We start from the raw sequence: 16,926 nt of genomic DNA, 5'->3' as shown, positions 1-16,926 counted from the left end.
GGTCGTCGGCCCCGGGGCGGACCCCGCGGCCGACGACGGGCGTCGCCGTTCCGGCGGCGGGGGAGGACTCGGCCTCGTCAGCCGGTCCTCGCCGCGAGGGCCGGGACGAGGGCCGAGGCGTCGACGGTGCCGAGGCCGCTGGCCAGGTCGTAGCCGGGGGCGGCGCGGTAGCCGTCCTGGCCGTTGACGCCGCTGGTGATGTCGACGATGCCGGCCTTCCTGGCCTCCTCGGGCGTGCGGGCGAGGGCGTAGAGCCTGGTGTTGACGTTGCCGAGGCGCCCGCCGGCCTGCTGGTCCGCGAGGGCGACGAAGCCGGCGAAGAGCGGTGCGGCCAGGCTCGTACCGCCGATGCCGACCCAGGCTGCCCGCACGTCGTCGGTGAAGCGGATCACCGTGCTCATGTCCTCGGATGCGGTGAGCGAGATGTCGGGCAGGCCGCGGCCGGCGCCGGTGACGGGTGCGACGCCGTGCTGGAAGGCGGGGCGGGTGAAGACGCCGGAGACGCCGCCGCCCGACGCGGCGCCGTTGTCGTTCCACACCACGTCCGGCCGCAGACGTCCGCCCTGGTCGTCGAGGGTGACGAGGGTGCCGCCGACGGCGGTCACGTTCGGGTCGCTGCCGGGCCAGTCGACCGTACGGACGGAGGACGTGGCCGCGTTCGGGGCGTCACCATTGTCGTGGACGCCGTCGTCACCGGAGGAGGCCACGAAGGTCGAGGACGGTCTCGCGGGCGGAGTCCGCCATCACGTCGTTCGTCCACCGTCCGGCGCCCGATACGCGCGTTCAGCATGGTGAGGACTCCCGAACCCCGAGTGCGCGGTCATGCGGTCGGACGAACGGCGCGGCCCACCGGCCACGCCGACCCCGACCAGCCTCCGTGACGGAGGGCGGGTCCGCCACCGCAGGGGCCCGTCGCTCAGTGGTGGTCGGGAGCGAGTCGCGGTCCGGCCGTCACCACGCAGAAGACGTTCAGCCGGGTCCGCGGAACCGGACGCCCGGTTCCCGTCGTCCCGTTCGCGAAGCGGAGGCCACTGCGGGTCTTCGGCCATGCGCACCACGCCAAGCAGGACATCCGGGGCGCGCATCCGCCCGTTCCGCCCCTCGGGCGACAAGGTCACGGGCCCGGCAGGGCGACATCGTGTTCCATCGCCGACACGGGCGAGTGATCATTCACGGCGATCGCCGCCGTGGGCCGGGAACGGCCTGGCGCCGCACCTAGACTCCCCGCACATGTCGCTCTGGCTCCTCAATCACTTCAGCACCTTCACCCTGGCCGTGGTCACCGTCGGCGGGACCGTCGTGCTGGCCGTCGCCGGCAGCGTGCTGCTCCGCCGCAGGTACCCGTCGCTGGCCCGGGGGGAGCACAACGACATGGTCGGGGTGACCTTGGGGATGTTCGGCGCGATCTACGGGATCATCCTCGCCTTCGTCATCGTCACCCTCTGGACCCAGCTGGACAGCACGCAGACCATCGTCGCCAGCGAGGCCACCGACGCCGCGCTCATCGCCCGCGACGCCGCCGCGTTCCCGCCCGCCGTCCGCGCCGACCTCGACACCGCGCTCAGCGGCTACGTCCACGCGGTCGTCGAGGACCAGTGGCCACGCATGCGCGCCGGGAAGGCGAGCTACGGGGCCACCGAGGGGCACCTCCGGGCCGCCTTCGACGTCCTGCAGACGTACGACCCGAAGTCCCCGCGCGAAGAGGTGTTCTACGAGGAGGCCGTCTCCCACCTCAACGACGTCGCCGCCCAGCGCCGCGCCCGGCTGACCATGGCCCAGCAGGAACTGCCGCCCCTGCTCCAGGTCCTGGCCTTCGGCGGCGCGATCGTCCTCGTACCGCTGACCTTCCTCTACGGCATGCGCAAGCTGCGGATCCAGCTGCTCTTCGTCGCCTCGGTCGCCGCCCTCATCGGCTTCAGCCTGCTCCTCGTCTTCGTCCTCGACCGTCCGTTCGCCGGCGATCTGAGCGTGAGCCCCGCTCCGTACCGGGAGGGGGCGCTCGCCCGGTACTGGGTCGAATGAGCGGTCAGGAATGGTCGATGACGACCTTGCCGAAGGAGCTTCCGCCGGCGTAGTGGCGGTAGGCGTCGACGGCCTCGTCGAAGGGGAAGGCGCGGTCGACGACGGGCCGCAGCCCGTGCTTCTCGATGAAGGCGTTCATGGCGGTGAACTGGGCGCGGCTGCCCACCGCCACGCTGCGGACGGTGGCACCGGACGCGAACAGGGCGTGCGGGTCGAGCGGCGCGGCGGTCCTGCCGGTGAAGCCGACCAGCGCGATGGTGCCCGCCAGGGTGACGGCGCGGACGGACTCGTGGAGGAGCCCCGCGACGTCGACGACGCGGTCGGCGCCGCGGCCGCCGGTGAGGGCGCGGACCTCGCCGGCCCAGTCGGGGGTGGCCGTGTAGTCGACGACCTCGTCGGCGCCGAGTTCGCGCAGGCGCGCGGCCTTGGCGGAACTGCTGGTCGTGGCGATCACGCGGGCGCCGAGCGCCTTCGCGAACTGGAGCGCGAAGAGGGAGACCCCGCCGGAGCCCTGCACGACGACGGTGTCGCCGGGGCGGACCCCGGCCGCGTCGCCGGTCAGCGCGTTCCACGCGGTGACCGCCACGCAGGGAAGGGTGGCTGCCTCCGTGTACGTCAGGTGCGCGGGTACGGTCACGAGCGCGTCCGCGTCGACCAGGGCGAACTCGGTGAGCATGCCGTCCAGCGAGCCGCCGCGCTGCGCGGCGTGCTCGACGGCGAACGGTCCGTCCTGCCAGGAGGGGAAGAGCGTGGCGGCCACGCGGTCCCCGACGCGTACCGAGTCGGTTCCCGGGCCGACCGCGACGACCTCGCCGGCCCCGTCCGAGACCGGGACGACGTCCGGCTTGACCGGCAGGACGTAGGTCCCGTCGAGCACCATGAGTTCACGGAAGCTCAGGGACGTCGCACGTACCGCCACCAGGGCCTGACCGGGGCCGGGCGCCGGGACGTCGTGCTCGCGGACGGAGAGACCGGACAGCCCGGCCCCGGTGTGCGACAGGTGGTAGCTCCGCATCGTTCGTGCCCTTCGTGCGAGGTGGGTGGTGGCGGTGGGGGGTGCGGGTTCGGGCGTCACTCGGCGTCGGACTCGGCGGCCAGAGGGACCTCGCCCGCGGTCTTGCTGAAGCCGAGCGCCTCGACGATCCGGCCGTCCGTCACCCGCATGACGTTGACGCCCTGCACCCACTGGTCGGCGCCGTCGCCGAAGCGGTAGGTCCACACGATCGTCGCGCGGTCGCCCGCCACGATGACGTCCTGCGGGGTGAACTGAGCGCCGAGGTCGTCGACCAGGGCCGTCCACCACTGCGTACAGGCCTCGCGGCCGGAGACCCGCTCCCCGCGCGGCGCGGGCTGGACGCTCTCCATGACGCAGTCGTCGGCGATCAGGTCGGTCAGGAGGCCGGCCTCGCGGTCGGTGAACGCGCGGTTGAAACGGTCGATGACTTCGGCGGTGGTGCGTACGGGCATGGACGCCTCCTCGGGAGAGATAGACCGTTCGGTCTACGAGGCAATAGATAGACCGGTTGATCTACCGTGTCAAGTGCTGCAGAATCGAGTCATGAGCACTTCCGTGAAGCCCGGCCCCCGCGAGCGACTCCTGCTCGCCGCCCAGGAGTTGACGTACACCCAGGGTGTCGGCATCGGCGTGGACGCCCTGCTCAAGGGGGCCGGTGTCGCCCGCCGCTCGCTGTACGAGCACTTCGGCGGCAAGGACGGCCTCATCGCCGAGGTGCTGCGCCGCAGCACCGCCGAGGACGTGGAGCGGTACCGCTCCACGATGGACGCCGCGGGGGACGACCCCCGTGCCCGGCTCCTCGCGGTCGTCGACCGGCTCGGCGGCATCGCGGCCGACCCGGACTTCCACGGGTGCCGCTACCTCGCCGCCGACCTCGCGCTCACCGACCCGGACCACCCCGGTCACGAGGTCACCAGGGCGTACCGGCACACCATCCACGGCCTGTTCACGGACGAGTTCGCCGCCCTCGGGCACCCCCGGCCCGGCTTCGCCGCCGACCAGCTCCTCCTTCTCGTCGACGGCCTCCTCGCCGCCGGCGCGACCCGCCCCGGCAGCGAACCCGGGGCGGCGGCCCGCGACCTCGCCGAGTACCTGATCGACGCGGGTCGTGCGTAGGGCGGTCCCCGCGCCCCGGCGTCGGGCGGTGAGGACCGGCGACGACGGTGAAGACGGGGAATCCGTCTCGGAGCGCGTCAAGATCGGATAGCGTGCCCGGCCATGGGTGAACTGATGGTGATCAGGCACGGTCAGACCGAGTGGAGCCTGTCGGGCCGGCATGCCGGGCGGACCGACGTGGCGCTGACCGAATCGGGCGAGGCCGCGGCTCGTGCTCTCGCTCCGAGACTGGCCGGTCGGCGTCTGGTCGCCGTGTTCAGCAGCCCGCTGAGCCGCGCCATGCGGACGGCCGAACTCGCAGGCCTCACCGGCGCCAAGCCCGATCCCGACCTGCTGGAGTGGGACTACGGCGGCTACGAGGGCCTGACCGCCGAGCAGATTCGCGACACGAGGCCGGGCTGGGACCTGTGGCGCGACGGCGTCGTTCCCGGCGACGCCGAGCACCCCGGCGAGGAGCTCGCCCAGGTCGCCGCGCGCACGGACGCGGTGCTGGACCGCATCCGTCCGCTGCTGGCGGAGGGTGATGTGGCGGTGGTCGCGCACGGCCACCTGGCGCGCGTGCTCACCGTGCGCTGGCTCGGCCTCGACGCGTCCGCGAGCCACCTGCTCGGCCACCCGCATCCGGGCACTCTCGGCTTCCTGGCCACCGAGGACGGTCACCCCGTCGTCGCGGCCTGGAACGTCCCGTAGGGCAGGGCCGACTTGCCCATGGGCGGAATGCCCGAAGCAGCGCTGTCCGACGGGATCATCACGTTGTCGCCGCTGTGTCCGGACGATGTGGAGGCGCATCTCGCGGGGGAGGACGAGCTGCTGGTCCGCTGGCTCAACGGAGGCCCCGGTACGTGCGAGGGCGTCGAGGCGTACGTCCGGTACTGCCGGAAGCAGTGGGACACGGCCGGGCCGCTCCGGGCCTTCGGCATCCGGGCGGGCGCCGACGAGGTGCTCGCGGGGACGGTCGACCTGCGGTTCGAAGGAGAGGGCTTGGCTCCCGGCCAGGTGAACGTCGCCTACGGCCTCTATCCGTCCTGGAGGGGCCGTGGCCTGGCCACCCGCGCGGTCTTCCTGGCATCCCGGTACGCGGCCGCCGAGGGCGCGCGGGAAGCGGTGATCCAGGTCGATCCCGAGAATCCCGCGTCGGCCGCGGTCGCGCGGCGCGCAGGATTCAGTCCCGGCAGGCAGCCGCACGGCAACGCCGGAGCACGCTTCGACCGGTACATCCGGGTCCTGCGCGAGGAGCCCCCTGGCCACGGCTGTTGAGCCAAGGCCGCCGCGGCGGCTTCAGAGGGACTTGCGCAGGAGGACGCACATCGTCTCGTGGCGGCGGACCGAGCCGTCGGGCCCCCCCTCGTCCCAGGCGTCCGGCTCACGGCCGTACGCGACATAACCGAGGCGCTCGTACAAGGCGCGTGCCCGGGGATTGTCCTCCTCCACGGCGAGCTCGGCCGTGCGCAGCCCGCGGTCCCGGATCCGTCGTTCGGCTGCCCGGACGAGCAGTGTTCCCAGGCCGCAGGACTGGAGCGCCGGCAGCACGGCGAGCTGCCAGAGGGTTCCGGCTCCCGCGGAGACCCGGTAGTCGACGCCGCCGATCGCGACCGGCAGATCCGCGGGCGTGCACACGGCCAGGTAGTCCACCTCGCCCAGCGCGGCGCGCGCCAGTTCCTGTTCCACGTGGCGCAGATGGGTGGCCGAGCCCGACCAGGTGCACGCCGGCAGATCCCGGGGCAGGAGATCACGCACCCTGACAGGCAGGGTGACGGCCGTCTGCGGGAAGTCGTGCGGGGCGCTCTGCGGGATGTTCTGCGGGGTGTTCACGCACCGAAGCATGCGGTCGCGGCGACGCCACGACAACGGATTTCTCTCCGCCGACGACGGCCTCGCGCGGGCCGTCGCTATCCCTCGTACAACCGGGTCAGCAGCTCCATCAGGCGGCGGGCCTCCGCCGCGCCCAGCGGCGCGAAGAGCTCGGAGTTGGCCCGCTCGGCCAGCTCCGCGCACCGTTCCAGGACCCGCGCGCCCTCCGGTGTCACCGTCACCGCGTTCTTGCGCCGGTCGCGCGGATCGGGCTGCCGCCGCGCGAGCCCGGCCTCCTCCAGGTGGTTGAGCAGGAGGACCACGTCCTTCGCGTCGAAGCCCAGTCGGCGCACCAGATCGGCCTGGGCGACCGGGCCGTACTCGGACACCGCCGCGAGCACGGCGTGCTGCGGGAGCTTCAGGCCCTCCTCGGCGATCGCCTCGGCGACCAGGTCCCGGCCGCGCGCCGCCACGCGGCCGAGCAGCCAGCTCGGCAGGGACTGGATGTGCGCCAGGGCGCGCGGGGCTTCCGTAGGAGTCATGAGCGGAAGGCTATCCCCAATTCATTGGACTTCCCAACGGTATGCCTCTACGGTGGAACTCGTTGGGATCCCCAATGATTCTGTACTCGTCCCGCACCTGGAGGTGTCCATGCGTCGTGTCCGCCATGAAGTGACCGGCGGCCCCGAGGTCCTCTTCGTCGAGGAGGCCCCGGTGCCGGAGCCCGGCCCGGGTGAGCTCCTCGTCCGGTCCGAAGCGGTCGGGGTCACCCTGCCCGCCGTACGGAAGGTGCGCGAGGGGACCGAACCCGGGCCGCTCGGCGGCGAGGTGGCGGGCACCGTCGCCGCCGTCGGCGAAGGCGTCACCGGCTTCTCCGTGGGCGACCGCGTCACCGGCCTCTGCTTCTCCCACGCCTACGCCGAACTGGCCCTCGTCCACGAGGCGATGGCCTCCCGCATCCCCGACGCGGCGACCGCCGTCGACGCCGTGGCCCTGGTCCGCAGCGGCCTCGTGGCGCGCGGTGCCTACGAGGCCGGCCGCCCCCGCCCCGGCGACGCCGTCATGGTCACCGCCGCGGCCAGCGCGGTCGGCACGCTCGCCCTCCAGTACGCCAGGGCGGGCGGCGCCTCCCGCGTCGTCGCGGCCGTCAGCAGCGCGGACAAGGCGGAGTTCGTGCGTTCCCTCGGCGCCGACGAGGTCGTGGTGTACGAGGACGAGTCCTGGGGCGATCCGGTCGACATCGTCATCGACGGGGTCGGCGGCGAACTCCTCGGACCCGCCGTGCGCGCGCTCGCCCCCGGTGGCCGGCTGGTCGCCTTCAGCTCGGGCGGCGGCACGATCGACGCGTACGAGCTGCTGGTCCGGGGCGCGTCGGTGATCGGCTTCCAGATGGCGGCCATCGCCCGGGGCGAGCCGGAGGTGTACGCGCGCTGGCGCGAGGAGCTGTGGCAGCTCCACCGCGACCGGGTGCTGCGCCCCCGTGTCGCCGCCGAGATCCCGCTCGCCGAAGCGGCGCGCGCCCATGAACTCGTCGAGTCCCGGCGGAACCTCGGCAAGGTCGTCCTCGTCCCCTGAGGCCTGAAGGGTCAGGGGCCGTGCGGCTCAGCGGTCGTAGCGGCCGGTGTCGACCTCCCAGCGGTGGTAGCCGGCGATCCAGGAGGCGAGACCGTCGACGTAGCGGCGGGCCGCCTCGCGAGCGGTCGGCGCGAGGTCGAACAGGTCGCAGATCTCGGGGACTTCGGAGGACAGCGCCACGAAGCGGTCGACCATCGCCTGGGCCTCGCGCATCACCTGCACCGCCGCCTCCTCGGGGGTGCCACCGCGTTCCTCGCGGACGATCATCACCAGGTTGGCGACGTCACCGCGGGCGAGCTCCTGCGCGTACGAATGCACGTCATTGGTGAACGACGGTATGTCGGCGGCCAGTTGACGCATCCGGCGGAGGGTCGGGTGGTGCAGCACCTCTTGTGGCAGCTCGAAGCGGTTGAGCCGCTCGACCATGTCGAAGAGGGTCTCCATGGCCGCCGTCCCACGGCGCAGCGCCAGATAGCTCTCCCGGTCCGGGAGCCGCCCGGAGAGCCGGCCGGCGGCCTCGGCGGGGTGGCACGCGAAGTACCACTCCCAGTTGTAGGCGGACCGTGCCCGCCACCGTGCGGACATGCCGCGGGCGCTCCGCTCCCAGAGATCGGCGAAGGCCTTCTCGACGGGCGTGCGGACCTCGGGGGCGGGGCCGTCCCCGTACAGAAGGGCCGTCAGGCGGGTGCATATCTCGGCCACTTGCGCCGGCGCCCGACCGAGGTCCGAGTCGAAGCCGTCGTCGAAGAGGAAATAGAAGCCCAGCAGGTCCGCGGCGAGGACGAGGTCGTCGGCGGCGGAATCAGGGCTGGTGAAAGCGGCGAGTCGCGGTACGTCCCACTTCTCGTACGACGGCAGGGCTATGGACGCCGCGAGGCCCTCGTGATGGAGGAGCCAGTCCCGGTGGCGGGGTGCGACGGATGCCTGGTTCGGATTCGCGCGCGGCGGAAACGGCAGGTCGAGCGTGGTGGCGTTGGTCACTGGCCCCCCAGGTTCTGATCCCGGGTGATCCCAAGACGCCCCCGGCGCGTTCGAAGAGTACTTGAATTGATCATCAACTGCCAGGAACGTCAAGCAGATCGCTTTCAAGCCAACGGAAGAGGGGGGTCCGGATGGGTCGGTGAGGGCGTCGCGGCGCGTGGGTCTTCGTCGGTCCTCGCGTGGCTCCGCGCTCGGGACATCGCGTGGTTCTTCTTGTCGGTCACGCGTTCTCTCGTTCGTTGCGGCGGGTGGTTCGTCCCGTGGGCGCGCCACCCGTGGCCGGGGGAGCGCGTTGGGAATGCCGTGACGACCGGTGCAGTGACGGTTCTGCATCCGGGACCTGCGGGTTCTGTGCCGACTCCCGATCGTGGCGGGTCGGCGGCGACAGCGAAGATCTGGATGGTGCGCGGTGCCGGAGATGTGGACTCGGGGCGAGGGACGCGATGCCCAGTTCGTGGACTGCCTCCGGGACGGTCCCGCCCTGGTCGGACGCGACGAGGAGCTCGCCGCGCTCCGGGGCGCCCTGTCCGGGCACCGGCTGGTCACCGTGACCGGTGCCGCCGGGACGGGGAAGAGCCGTCTGGCGCTGGCCGCCGTCGCGTCACCTCTCGACGGCCCCTGGCGGACGGTGGTCCGGGTGCGGTGGCACGACGGGATCCCCGTGGGACGCCGGGCGCTGACGGCGCGGGTCGCCCGGGCTCTCGGCGGTGCCCGGCCGGCCTGGGATCCGACGCGAACGGACCACGCCGTGCCGGGCCTTGGCGTCTCGGACGGCGCCGTGCCGGATCCTGCCGGGTCGGATGTCGCCGTGCCTGAACCTGCCGGGTCGGACGTCGTCGTGCCGGATCCTGCCGTCACGGACATCGCCGTGCCGGACGTCGGCGTCTCGGTCGGTGGCGTGCTGCTCCTCCTGGACGACGTCGATCCCGTGCACACGGAGGGCGTCGGCCTGGTCCAGACGCTGCTGATGGACCAGCCCGGGGTACGGGTCCTGGTGACCGCGCGGCGACCGCTCGGGCTCGGCGACGAGAAGGTGATCAGACTGGCGCCACTGCCGGTGGAGACGGCACCGGGCCGGACGGGTACGTCCCCGGCCGCGGAACTCCTGGTCTCCCGTGCGCGGGAGCGCGGCTGGCGCGAGGAGGCCGATCCGGCGGCCGTGACCCGGGTCTGCCGGCTGCTGGAGGGCGTTCCCCTGGCCCTCGAACTGGCCGCCGGCCGGCTGGGGGAGTGGACGATGGACGAGCTGGTCGCCCACCTCGAATCCGGCCAGTGCCGACTGGCCGACCCCGCCCCACTCCTCCTGCGGCACCGCACGCTGCGCACCTCCATCGGGGCCGTCCACGCCCTGTGCGAACCGGCGCAGCGCAGCGTCTGGCGCCGGCTGAGCGTGTTCGCCGGGCCCTTCACCGAGGCGGCGGCGGCGTTCGTGTGCTCGGGCTCCGGCCTCGCGCCGCACGAAGTGCCTTCCGCCCTGGCGATGCTGAGCGCCACGGGTGTGCTCCAGGCGCTCGGGGACGCCGGCGCGGTGCGCCCGCCCCGCTACCGGATGGCCAGGGCCGCCCGGGACTTCGGCACGGAACGGCTCTCGGCGGCCGGCGAAGGGCCGGCGACACGGGACCGGCACGCGATCCACTTCCGCGGCGTGGCGGCCGTCGCCGAGACCCTGTGGAACACGGGCCTCCAGCGCCAGGCGCTCCAGACCGTCCGGGACGAACACGACGACCTGATGGCCCTCGTGCACCGTGCGGGGGACGGGACCGGTCACGCCGAGGCGGCCCTGGAGACCATGCTGCACCTGTGGTTCTGGTGGGCCGTCCATGACCACGCCCGCGAAGGCGGCGACCACCTGCGCGTCCTGCTGACCCGGCTGCCCGCCGACACCCCGCTCGTGGCGCGGGGCCGATGGCTCGCCGCCTGGCTCGGCGCCGCCCGTGACCCGCGCACGGCGCACCGATTGCTGTCCCTCGCCTGGCCGACGGCCGTGCTCGCCGGTGACGACGCCCTCCTCGGCCGGATCGCCCACGTGCACGGGACGCTCGCGTGGCAGCGGCAGGACCGGGAGTCGGCCGCGGAGTTCTACCGGCAGGCGGCGGACACCACGCCGAGCGGTGTCCCCGGAGGCCCGCCGCCCACCGTGAGCCTGGCCGCCCTCGCCGTGGTCCAGGCCCACCGCGCCCCCGCGGCGGCGGCCCGCACCGCGCGCCGGGCCCTCGCACAGGCGAGCTGCGCGAACGACGCCTGGGCCGCGGCCCTTGCCCACTACGCCCGCGCCTTCGCCGACCACCGTGCCGGACGCACGGGCCGCGCCCGGCACCGGGCCCGGCGCGCGCTCGCCGACCTCGAAGCCCGCCTCGACGCCCCCCAGGCACGCCGCGCCCTGCTCCTCCTCCTCACCGCCCTCGACCTGTCCGCGACGGCGACCGGCGGTCCGAAGCCGCACCAGCGCCCGCGCCTCCCCGGGCCCCGGGGCGGGGCGCAGACCCCGCCGGCGACGGCGCGCCTGGCCCAGCGGTGACAGTGAGCCATGGGTGACAGCGAGTTGTGGGGGGACAGCCGGCCCCGGAGGCAGTGCGCCGCGGACGACAGCGCACTGCCTCCGGCAACACCGTCCGGTTCAGCCCAGCCTGGACTCCGCGTACGCCTCGATGGCGTCGCGCTGGTACACGGCGAGGCCCGGCGCGATCGCCTCGTACGCCGCACGCCACTGCTCGTTCTCCACGCAGGAGCGCCCGATGGCGCGGAACTCCTCGACGGAGACGGAGACGGAGACGGAGCCGGAGCCGGAGACAGATCGGGAGTCGGCCCGCAGTTCCGTCAGGGCCCGGTACTGGGCGTCCGTCTCGGCCTGTACGGGTTCGGCGTCGGCCGCCAGACCGGCGGCCATCAGCTCGGCGAGCCGCACCATCCGCGCCGTGCGCTCGCGCTGCCCCGCCTCGATCGCCCGCGGAGTCATCTCGGTGACCCGGCGGGCGACCGCCTCGCGGTGCTCGGGAAAGTTGCGCAGGCTCTCCTCGTACTGGGCAGGCTGCACGCCCTCGAAAAGGTTCTCGGGCCGGTTGATCGCGGTCATGGATGTGCCGTCCTTCCTGGACTGCTCCAGTTCGCCGATCGTGCGGGAGACGGTGGCGGCCAGGGCGTCGAGCCGGTCCCGCTCGGCGAGCAGCCGCCGGTGGTGGCCGCGCAGGGCCTCCACCTCGTCGACCTGCGCGGCGAGGATCCGGCCGATCTCGGGCAGTCCCACGCCCAGCGCCCGCAGCACGAGGATCTGCTGCAGGCGCAGGAGCTGCTGCTCCCCGTAGTGGCGGTGGCCACTGGCGCCGATCCGGGCCGGCGGCAGCAGGCCGATCTCGTCGTAGTGCCGCAGGGTCCGGGCGGTCACGCCCGACATCCGGGCGACCTCCGCGATCGGCCAGTCCATTGCCGCCTCCCATACGAGTGCGTCATGGGGCCGGTCTCTCCGGCCCTGGTCAGGACGGTAGAAGCTGCCGCAACGGTAACTTCAACCCTTCGACCCGGGACCTCACCGACCCGCCCCCGCGACGAGTTCCTCCGCCACGCGCGTGCGTGCGTACAGCACGGCCCGTCCGGCCCGGTGGGCCGATACGAGACCGGCCGCGCGCAGGGCGCCGAGGTGCTGGGACACCCCACCGGGGGTGAGGCCCGTGCGCCCGGCCAGTTCGGTCGTCGACGCCGGGGCCGTGAGCTCCGCGAGCAGCTGTGCCCGCGACCGGCCGAGGACTCCGGACAGGGCCTGAGAGGCCGATTCGGGCGGGGCTTCCCACAGGGTGCCGATGCCGCGCGGGGGATAGCGCAGGGTCGGCTGGTACAGCGGGTCCGTCGTCGAGAAGATCCGGGGCCAGACGAACGCCGAGGGCACGAGGAGCAGCCCGCGCCCGTCCAGCTTCCGCACGCCGTGCACGAAGCGGTGCTGGACGCTCAACGTGCCCGCGTTCCAGGCGAGTCGGGGTTCGAGGTCCTCGAAGAGAGTGCGCGTCCCGCCCTCGGCGAAGCGGCGCGCCCGGTACTGGATGTCGGCCTCCAGATGCGTCTGGATCCGGGGCCAGTACGGGGCCATCGCGAGCTCCCAGAAGGCGGCGATGACATCGGCGAGCCGCCCGAGCCCGCGCTCCGGATCGGCCCGCAGCGCGTCGACGCCGGGCCCCGCCTCGGCCGCGGAGGCCCGGAGCCGCTCGGGCGGGGTTGCGCGCAGCGCGGCCAGCTCCACGGAGAGCGTCGGGCCGGACGTGCTGGGCGGCGGGCAGAGGAAGCCGGGGATGGACGGCGCAGGCACCGGCACCAGCGAGGTCAGCGGCGTCAGATCGAGCCGCGCGGCCGCGATCCGGGCGCGTACCTGCGCGGCCCAGCGCCGGTGCAGGGCCTGCTCGTCGGACCCCAGGAGCACCCGGGCGCCGGCCACGACCTCCCAGAGCGGTGAGATGGCGAAGCGCGTGCGCGCGACGTCCTCGGCCGAGAACTCGATCTCCAGCACGGGTGCCCCCTTCTGCCGGGCCGGTGTTCCCTGGATTCACGTGAGGCTAAAACATTGGCCCCGGGCTGTGACGACCGGCCACCGTACCGGGCATGCCGACCTTCCTCCTCGCCTCGCGGCGCCTGCGGTCTCCCCGGCGCGCGCAGCATCCTCGTGCCGCCCGGTCCCCCTGGCGTACGAGGGACTTCCGCGTCCTGTTCTCCGCCTCCGTACTGAGCACCCTCGGGACGAACGTCTCGTACGTCGCCGTCCCGCTGATCGCCGTCCTCGCCCTGGATGCCGGGCCCGGCCAGGTCGGCCTCCTCGGCTCCCTCAGCACGGCGGCGTTCCTGCTCATCGGCCTTCCCGCGGGCGCGTGGGTCGACCGGATGCGCCACCGCACGGTCCTGATCGCGGCGGACCTGGTGCGCGCCGCGCTCCTCGCGTGGATCCCGGTGGCGTGGTGGTGCGAGCTCCTGACCTTCTGGAGCCTGTGCGCGGTGGTGTTCCTGAACGGCGTGGCCACGGTGCTCTTCGACGTCGCCGGGCAGAGCGCCCTGCCCCGGCTCGTCGGGCCCGCCGCCCTCGTTCCGGCGAACTCGGCGCTGGTGAGTCTGATGGCCGCGGGCAACGTGGCGGGGCGGGGAGCGGGCGGCGCGCTGGTGCAGCTCCTGGGCGCACCGCTCGCCGTGGTGTGCTCCGCGGTGGGCCACCTCGGGTCGGGACTCCAGCTGATGTGGATGGCACGCAAGGCCGCGCCCGCGACCCCTGTCGCTCAGGCCACCGGCCCGGGTCCGAACCTGCGCGCCCAGATCGCCGAGGGCCTGCGTCATGTCCTGCGCCACGCGGAACTGCGCGCCCTCGCGCTCAGCGGCGCGGTGGGCAACCTCGGAGCGGTCATGGTCAACACGATGCTCCCCGTGATGTTCACCCGTGACCTCGGTCTGTCGGCGGGCGCGCTCGGTCTGTTCTGGGCGGTCGGAGGCGCCGGGCTGTTCGTCGGGGCCCGCTGCGCCCGTCCGCTCGCCGACCGGTTCGGCCACGGTCGGGGGCTGGTCGTGGCCGGCCTGTACCTTGGCCCGGCGGGTCTTCTGGTGCCCCTGATGGACCGGGGCGGCTGGCTGTGGGTGGCGGGCGCGGGATGGTTCGCCTTCGCCGTACGGACGGGGACGGCCAACGTCCTGGGCGTGAGCCTCCGTCAGCGTCTGACCCCGTCCGCCCTGCTCGGCCGCATGAACGCCACCTTCCGGTTCCTGCTCACCGGGACGATGGCCCTCGCCGCCGCGCTCGCCGGTGCCATCGGCGCGTACTCCTCGCCGCGCGCGGCCCTCTGGGCGGGCGGCGTTCTCCTCGCGCTGAGCTTCCTGCCGACGCTCCTGTCCCCGCTGCGAGGACGCCGTGACCTCCCGGTCGAGGAAAAAGCCTGCGGGAGCGCTCCCAAGGTGGCAGGGTGCACCGGGTGACGACCGAACCGTTCATCCGCCCGTACCGGCCCGCGGACCGCGCCGCGCTCGGCGACATCTGCGTCAGGACGGCGCACGAGGGGGGCGACGCGTCGCACCTGTACCCCGACCCCGAGCTGCTCCCGACGATCTTCGCCTACCCGTACGTGGACTTCGCACCCGACTTCGCCTTCGTCCTGGACGACGGTGCCGGGAGCGCCGTCGGCTACGTCCTGGGGGTGCCGGACACGACCGCGTTCGCCGGAAGGTTCCGCGCCGAGTGGCTGCCCAGGGTGACGGACCGGTACCCGCCGCTCACGGGGGCGGCCGGCACTCCGGCCGAGGAGATGACCGGACTGCTGCACACGCCGGAGCGGATGGTCCGCGACGAACTCACGGACTTCCCCGCCCACCTCCACATCGACCTGCTGCCCGCATGGCAGGGCCGGGGGTACGGCCGCGCCCTCATGTCCACCCTCCTGGAGGCCCTGCACCGGCACGGCGTCCGGGCCGTGCACCTCTGCATGGCGCGGGCGAACACCCCGGCCCGGGCGTTCTACGACCGGCTCGGCTTCCGGCTGCTGCCCGTGGACGACCCCGGCCCCGTCTGGTACCTGGGCAGGCCGACGAAGCCGGAAGAAAATTCCGGCGGCGATGTCGAGAACCCGTGGGCTGCTCCGTCCCCGGTGTGAGAGCGACCAGAATGGGTCGCATCCGCACCGAGGAGAGCACCATGGCCAAGTACCTGCTCCTGAAGCACTACCGCGGCGCCCCGTGCCCGGACGGCTTCGTGCCCATGGACCAGTGGACGCCGGAGGAGATCTCGGCGCACATCCAGTACATGCACGACTTCGCGGCCCGGCTGGAGAAGACCGGCGAGTTCATCGACGCCCAGGGGCTCGCCCCCGAGGGGACGTGGGTCCGGTACGACGGAGAGGGCCGGCCGCCGGTCACCGACGGTCCGTTCGCCGAGACCAAGGACCTCATCGCCGGCTGGATGGTCATCGACGTCGACAGCTACGAGCGCGCCGTCGAGCTCGCCGGGGAGCTCTCGGCGGCCCCCGGGGCCGGCGGGAAGCCGATCCACGAGTGGCTGGAGCTCCGTCCGTTCATGGCCGCTCCGCCCACCATCACGGAGTGACGTCACCGATGGACGAGGCCCTGCTCCGGAGCCTCACGCCGGGCGTCCTCGCCGTCCTCGTCCGCCGCGGAGCCGACTTCGCGGCGGCCGAGGACGCCGTCCAGGACGCCCTCGTGGAGGCGGTCCGCGTCTGGCCGGACGATCCTCCCCGCGACGCGAAGGGCTGGCTGGTCACCGTCGCCTGGCGCAAGTTCCTGGACGCGACCCGCGCGGACACCGCCCGGCGCCGGCGCGAGGACCTCGTCGACGAGGAGCCCGCGCCCGGTCCCGTGCCCTCGGTGGACGACACGCTCCAGCTGTACTTCCTCTGCGCCCACCCCTCCCTGACGCCCTCGTCGGCGGTCGCGCTCACGCTGCGGGCCGTCGGCGGCCTGACCACCCGCCAGATCGCCCAGGCCTACCTGGTGCCCGAGGCGACCATGGCCCAACGCATCAGCCGTGCGAAGCGCACCGTCTCCGGAGTGCCGCTCGACCGCCCCGGCGACGTCGCCACCGTGCTGCGCGTCCTTTATCTGGTCTTCAACGAGGGCTACTCCGGCGACGTCGACCTCGCCGCAGAGGCCATCCGCCTCACCCGGCAGCTCGCGGCCGCGATCGACCACCCCGAGGCCGCGGGGCTCCTCGCCCTCATGCTGCTCCACCACGCCCGCCGCGCCGCGCGGACCGCGCCCGACGGCAGCCTCGTGCCGCTCGCCGAGCAGGACCGCGGCCGGTGGGACACGGGGGCGATCGCCGAGGGCATCGAGATCCTTCAGGCGGCGCTCGCCCGCGACCGCCTCGGCGAGTTCCAGGCGCAGGCCGCCATCGCCGCGCTCCACGCCGACGCGCTCACGGCGGAGGAGACCGACTGGGTGCAGATCGTCGAGTGGTACGACGAGCTCACGGGCCTCACCGACAGCCCGGTCGTCCGGCTCAACCGCGCGGTCGCCGTCGGCGAGGCCGACGGGCCGCGCGCCGGTCTGGCGGAGCTCGCCGAGCTGGACGCCGCCCTGCCCCGGTACGCGGCCGTGGCGGCGTACCTCCAGGAACGCTCCGGCGATCTCGCGACGGCGGCGCGGCTGTACGCCGAGGCGGCGAAGAAGGCGACCGACCTCCGGGAGCGCGACCATCTGACCCGTCAGGCCGCCCGCCTCAACACCCGCTTGCGTCACTGACTCCCCGTCCGGCCCGGGGGCCGCGCCGAACGTGCCCATTTCACGGAGGAGTTCGCGGTACGGCGTGTGCGAGGTGGAGGCGATGAGGAGAGCTTATTAAGAAACCTTGTTGAAGAACCCCTTACCCCTGGTTCGCACTTGATTTGCTCCTGCCAACTCGCACAGGGTTTCCCTCGAACGTTTGACGCCCCACACGTCAACACGAGGAGAGACCCCTT

Annotated in this window: 18 protein-coding genes; 10 read left to right on the top strand and 8 right to left on the bottom strand. The window is 73.4% G+C overall.

What is annotated here, in order from left to right:
* Positions 1–77 precede the first annotated feature (77 nt).
* Complete coding sequence (locus AB5J54_RS02880) at positions 78–707, bottom strand: S8 family serine peptidase (RefSeq protein ID WP_369142260.1); 630 nt, start codon at positions 705–707, stop codon at positions 78–80.
* A 523-nt stretch (positions 708–1,230) separates the two neighbouring features.
* Here AB5J54_RS02880 and AB5J54_RS02875 point away from each other — a divergent pair.
* The gene (locus tag AB5J54_RS02875) at positions 1,231–2,022 is read left to right on the top strand and encodes a DUF4239 domain-containing protein (protein ID WP_369142259.1); all 792 of its coding nucleotides are present in this window, start codon (positions 1,231–1,233) and stop codon (positions 2,020–2,022) included.
* A 4-nt stretch (positions 2,023–2,026) separates the two neighbouring features.
* On the opposite strand, the gene AB5J54_RS02870 is transcribed toward AB5J54_RS02875, so the two are convergent.
* Both AB5J54_RS02870 and AB5J54_RS02865 read right to left on the bottom strand, forming a co-directional pair.
* Positions 2,027–3,037, bottom strand: a complete 1,011-nt coding sequence (locus AB5J54_RS02870) for an NAD(P)-dependent alcohol dehydrogenase (protein WP_369142258.1) — start codon at positions 3,035–3,037, stop codon at positions 2,027–2,029.
* Positions 3,038–3,093: 56 nt separating this feature from the next.
* Entirely contained in the window at positions 3,094–3,489 is a 396-nt protein-coding gene (locus AB5J54_RS02865) for a nuclear transport factor 2 family protein (protein ID WP_369142257.1), read from the bottom strand.
* A gap of 91 nt (positions 3,490–3,580) precedes the next feature.
* On the opposite strand from AB5J54_RS02865, the gene AB5J54_RS02860 reads away from it, so the two are divergent.
* The 3 genes from AB5J54_RS02860 (at position 3,581) to AB5J54_RS02850 (ending at position 5,410) form a co-directional block, all read left to right on the top strand.
* Positions 3,581–4,153 carry a TetR/AcrR family transcriptional regulator gene (locus AB5J54_RS02860; protein WP_369142256.1) on the top strand — a complete coding sequence of 191 codons (573 nt, stop codon included), beginning with the start codon at positions 3,581–3,583 and terminating at the stop codon, positions 4,151–4,153.
* Positions 4,154–4,255: 102 nt separating this feature from the next.
* Positions 4,256–4,843, top strand: coding sequence for a histidine phosphatase family protein (locus AB5J54_RS02855; protein ID WP_369142255.1), 588 nt, complete (start codon positions 4,256–4,258; stop codon positions 4,841–4,843).
* A gap of 27 nt (positions 4,844–4,870) precedes the next feature.
* On the top strand, positions 4,871–5,410 hold the full coding sequence (locus AB5J54_RS02850; protein ID WP_369142254.1) for a GNAT family N-acetyltransferase: 540 nt from the start codon (positions 4,871–4,873) through the stop codon (positions 5,408–5,410).
* A 21-nt stretch (positions 5,411–5,431) separates the two neighbouring features.
* Here AB5J54_RS02850 and AB5J54_RS02845 read toward each other — a convergent pair whose 3' ends face one another.
* Positions 5,432–5,947 carry a GNAT family N-acetyltransferase gene (locus tag AB5J54_RS02845; RefSeq protein WP_369149200.1) on the bottom strand — a complete coding sequence of 172 codons (516 nt, stop codon included), beginning with the start codon at positions 5,945–5,947 and terminating at the stop codon, positions 5,432–5,434.
* Positions 5,948–6,042: 95 nt separating this feature from the next.
* The gene (locus AB5J54_RS02840; protein WP_369142253.1) at positions 6,043–6,486 is read right to left on the bottom strand and encodes a MarR family winged helix-turn-helix transcriptional regulator; all 444 of its coding nucleotides are present in this window, start codon (positions 6,484–6,486) and stop codon (positions 6,043–6,045) included.
* A gap of 109 nt (positions 6,487–6,595) precedes the next feature.
* Between AB5J54_RS02840 and AB5J54_RS02835 the strand changes: the two genes are divergently transcribed.
* A complete protein-coding gene (locus AB5J54_RS02835; RefSeq protein ID WP_369142252.1) occupies positions 6,596–7,519 on the top strand; it encodes a zinc-binding alcohol dehydrogenase family protein in 924 nt (307 codons plus the stop codon).
* A 27-nt stretch (positions 7,520–7,546) separates the two neighbouring features.
* On the opposite strand, the gene AB5J54_RS02830 is transcribed toward AB5J54_RS02835, so the two are convergent.
* Positions 7,547–8,500, bottom strand: coding sequence for a hypothetical protein (locus AB5J54_RS02830; protein WP_369142251.1), 954 nt, complete (start codon positions 8,498–8,500; stop codon positions 7,547–7,549).
* A gap of 454 nt (positions 8,501–8,954) precedes the next feature.
* Between AB5J54_RS02830 and AB5J54_RS02825 the strand changes: the two genes are divergently transcribed.
* Positions 8,955–11,018, top strand: coding sequence for an AAA family ATPase (locus AB5J54_RS02825; RefSeq protein ID WP_369142250.1), 2,064 nt, complete (start codon positions 8,955–8,957; stop codon positions 11,016–11,018).
* Between the two features lie 99 nt (positions 11,019–11,117).
* Here the strand turns inward: AB5J54_RS02825 and AB5J54_RS02820 are convergent, their stop codons facing one another.
* Complete coding sequence (locus AB5J54_RS02820) at positions 11,118–11,921, bottom strand: MerR family transcriptional regulator (protein WP_369142249.1); 804 nt, start codon at positions 11,919–11,921, stop codon at positions 11,118–11,120.
* A gap of 102 nt (positions 11,922–12,023) precedes the next feature.
* Positions 12,024–12,992 carry a DUF5937 family protein gene (locus tag AB5J54_RS02815; RefSeq protein ID WP_369142248.1) on the bottom strand — a complete coding sequence of 323 codons (969 nt, stop codon included), beginning with the start codon at positions 12,990–12,992 and terminating at the stop codon, positions 12,024–12,026.
* A 92-nt stretch (positions 12,993–13,084) separates the two neighbouring features.
* Between AB5J54_RS02815 and AB5J54_RS02810 the strand changes: the two genes are divergently transcribed.
* From AB5J54_RS02810 to AB5J54_RS02795, 4 genes are read left to right on the top strand one after another with little or no spacing between them, the layout of a single operon-like run.
* Positions 13,085–14,434 (top strand): MFS transporter, encoded by a 1,350-nt coding sequence (locus tag AB5J54_RS02810; protein ID WP_369142247.1) that lies wholly within the window; start codon positions 13,085–13,087, stop codon positions 14,432–14,434.
* Positions 14,431–15,105, top strand: a complete 675-nt coding sequence (locus AB5J54_RS02805) for an N-acetyltransferase family protein (protein WP_369142246.1) — start codon at positions 14,431–14,433, stop codon at positions 15,103–15,105. Before AB5J54_RS02810 ends, AB5J54_RS02805 begins: the two co-directional genes overlap by 4 nt.
* Positions 15,106–15,146: 41 nt before the next feature.
* Positions 15,147–15,554 (top strand): YciI family protein, encoded by a 408-nt coding sequence (locus tag AB5J54_RS02800; protein ID WP_369142245.1) that lies wholly within the window; start codon positions 15,147–15,149, stop codon positions 15,552–15,554.
* Positions 15,555–15,562: 8 nt separating this feature from the next.
* Complete coding sequence (locus tag AB5J54_RS02795) at positions 15,563–16,708, top strand: RNA polymerase sigma factor (RefSeq protein ID WP_369149199.1); 1,146 nt, start codon at positions 15,563–15,565, stop codon at positions 16,706–16,708.
* Positions 16,709–16,926 lie beyond the last annotated feature (218 nt).

Origin of the sequence: Streptomyces sp. R44 (assembly GCF_041053105.1) — a bacterium.
Lineage (GTDB): Bacteria > Actinomycetota > Actinomycetes > Streptomycetales > Streptomycetaceae > Streptomyces.
Note: the sequence above shows the minus strand (reverse complement) of the source record. Positions and strands in the feature narration are given on the sequence as shown.

Bases quoted from the DNA above. Each gene is read 5' to 3' on its own strand.
- AB5J54_RS02860 (WP_369142256.1), top strand. From the start codon at position 3,581: ATGAGCACTTCCGTGAAGCCCGGCCCCCGCGAGCGACTCCTGCTCGCC.
- AB5J54_RS02865 (WP_369142257.1), bottom strand. From the start codon at position 3,489: ATGCCCGTACGCACCACCGCCGAAGTCATCGACCGTTTCAACCGCGCG.
- AB5J54_RS02855 (WP_369142255.1), top strand. From the start codon at position 4,256: ATGGGTGAACTGATGGTGATCAGGCACGGTCAGACCGAGTGGAGCCTG.
- AB5J54_RS02875 (WP_369142259.1), top strand. From the start codon at position 1,231: ATGTCGCTCTGGCTCCTCAATCACTTCAGCACCTTCACCCTGGCCGTG.
- AB5J54_RS02820 (WP_369142249.1), bottom strand. From the start codon at position 11,921: ATGGACTGGCCGATCGCGGAGGTCGCCCGGATGTCGGGCGTGACCGCC.
- AB5J54_RS02795 (WP_369149199.1), top strand. From the start codon at position 15,563: ATGGACGAGGCCCTGCTCCGGAGCCTCACGCCGGGCGTCCTCGCCGTC.
- AB5J54_RS02870 (WP_369142258.1), bottom strand. From the start codon at position 3,037: ATGCGGAGCTACCACCTGTCGCACACCGGGGCCGGGCTGTCCGGTCTC.
- AB5J54_RS02850 (WP_369142254.1), top strand. From the start codon at position 4,871: ATGCCCGAAGCAGCGCTGTCCGACGGGATCATCACGTTGTCGCCGCTG.
- AB5J54_RS02840 (WP_369142253.1), bottom strand. From the start codon at position 6,486: ATGACTCCTACGGAAGCCCCGCGCGCCCTGGCGCACATCCAGTCCCTG.
- AB5J54_RS02835 (WP_369142252.1), top strand. From the start codon at position 6,596: ATGCGTCGTGTCCGCCATGAAGTGACCGGCGGCCCCGAGGTCCTCTTC.
- AB5J54_RS02810 (WP_369142247.1), top strand. From the start codon at position 13,085: ATGCCGACCTTCCTCCTCGCCTCGCGGCGCCTGCGGTCTCCCCGGCGC.
- AB5J54_RS02800 (WP_369142245.1), top strand. From the start codon at position 15,147: ATGGCCAAGTACCTGCTCCTGAAGCACTACCGCGGCGCCCCGTGCCCG.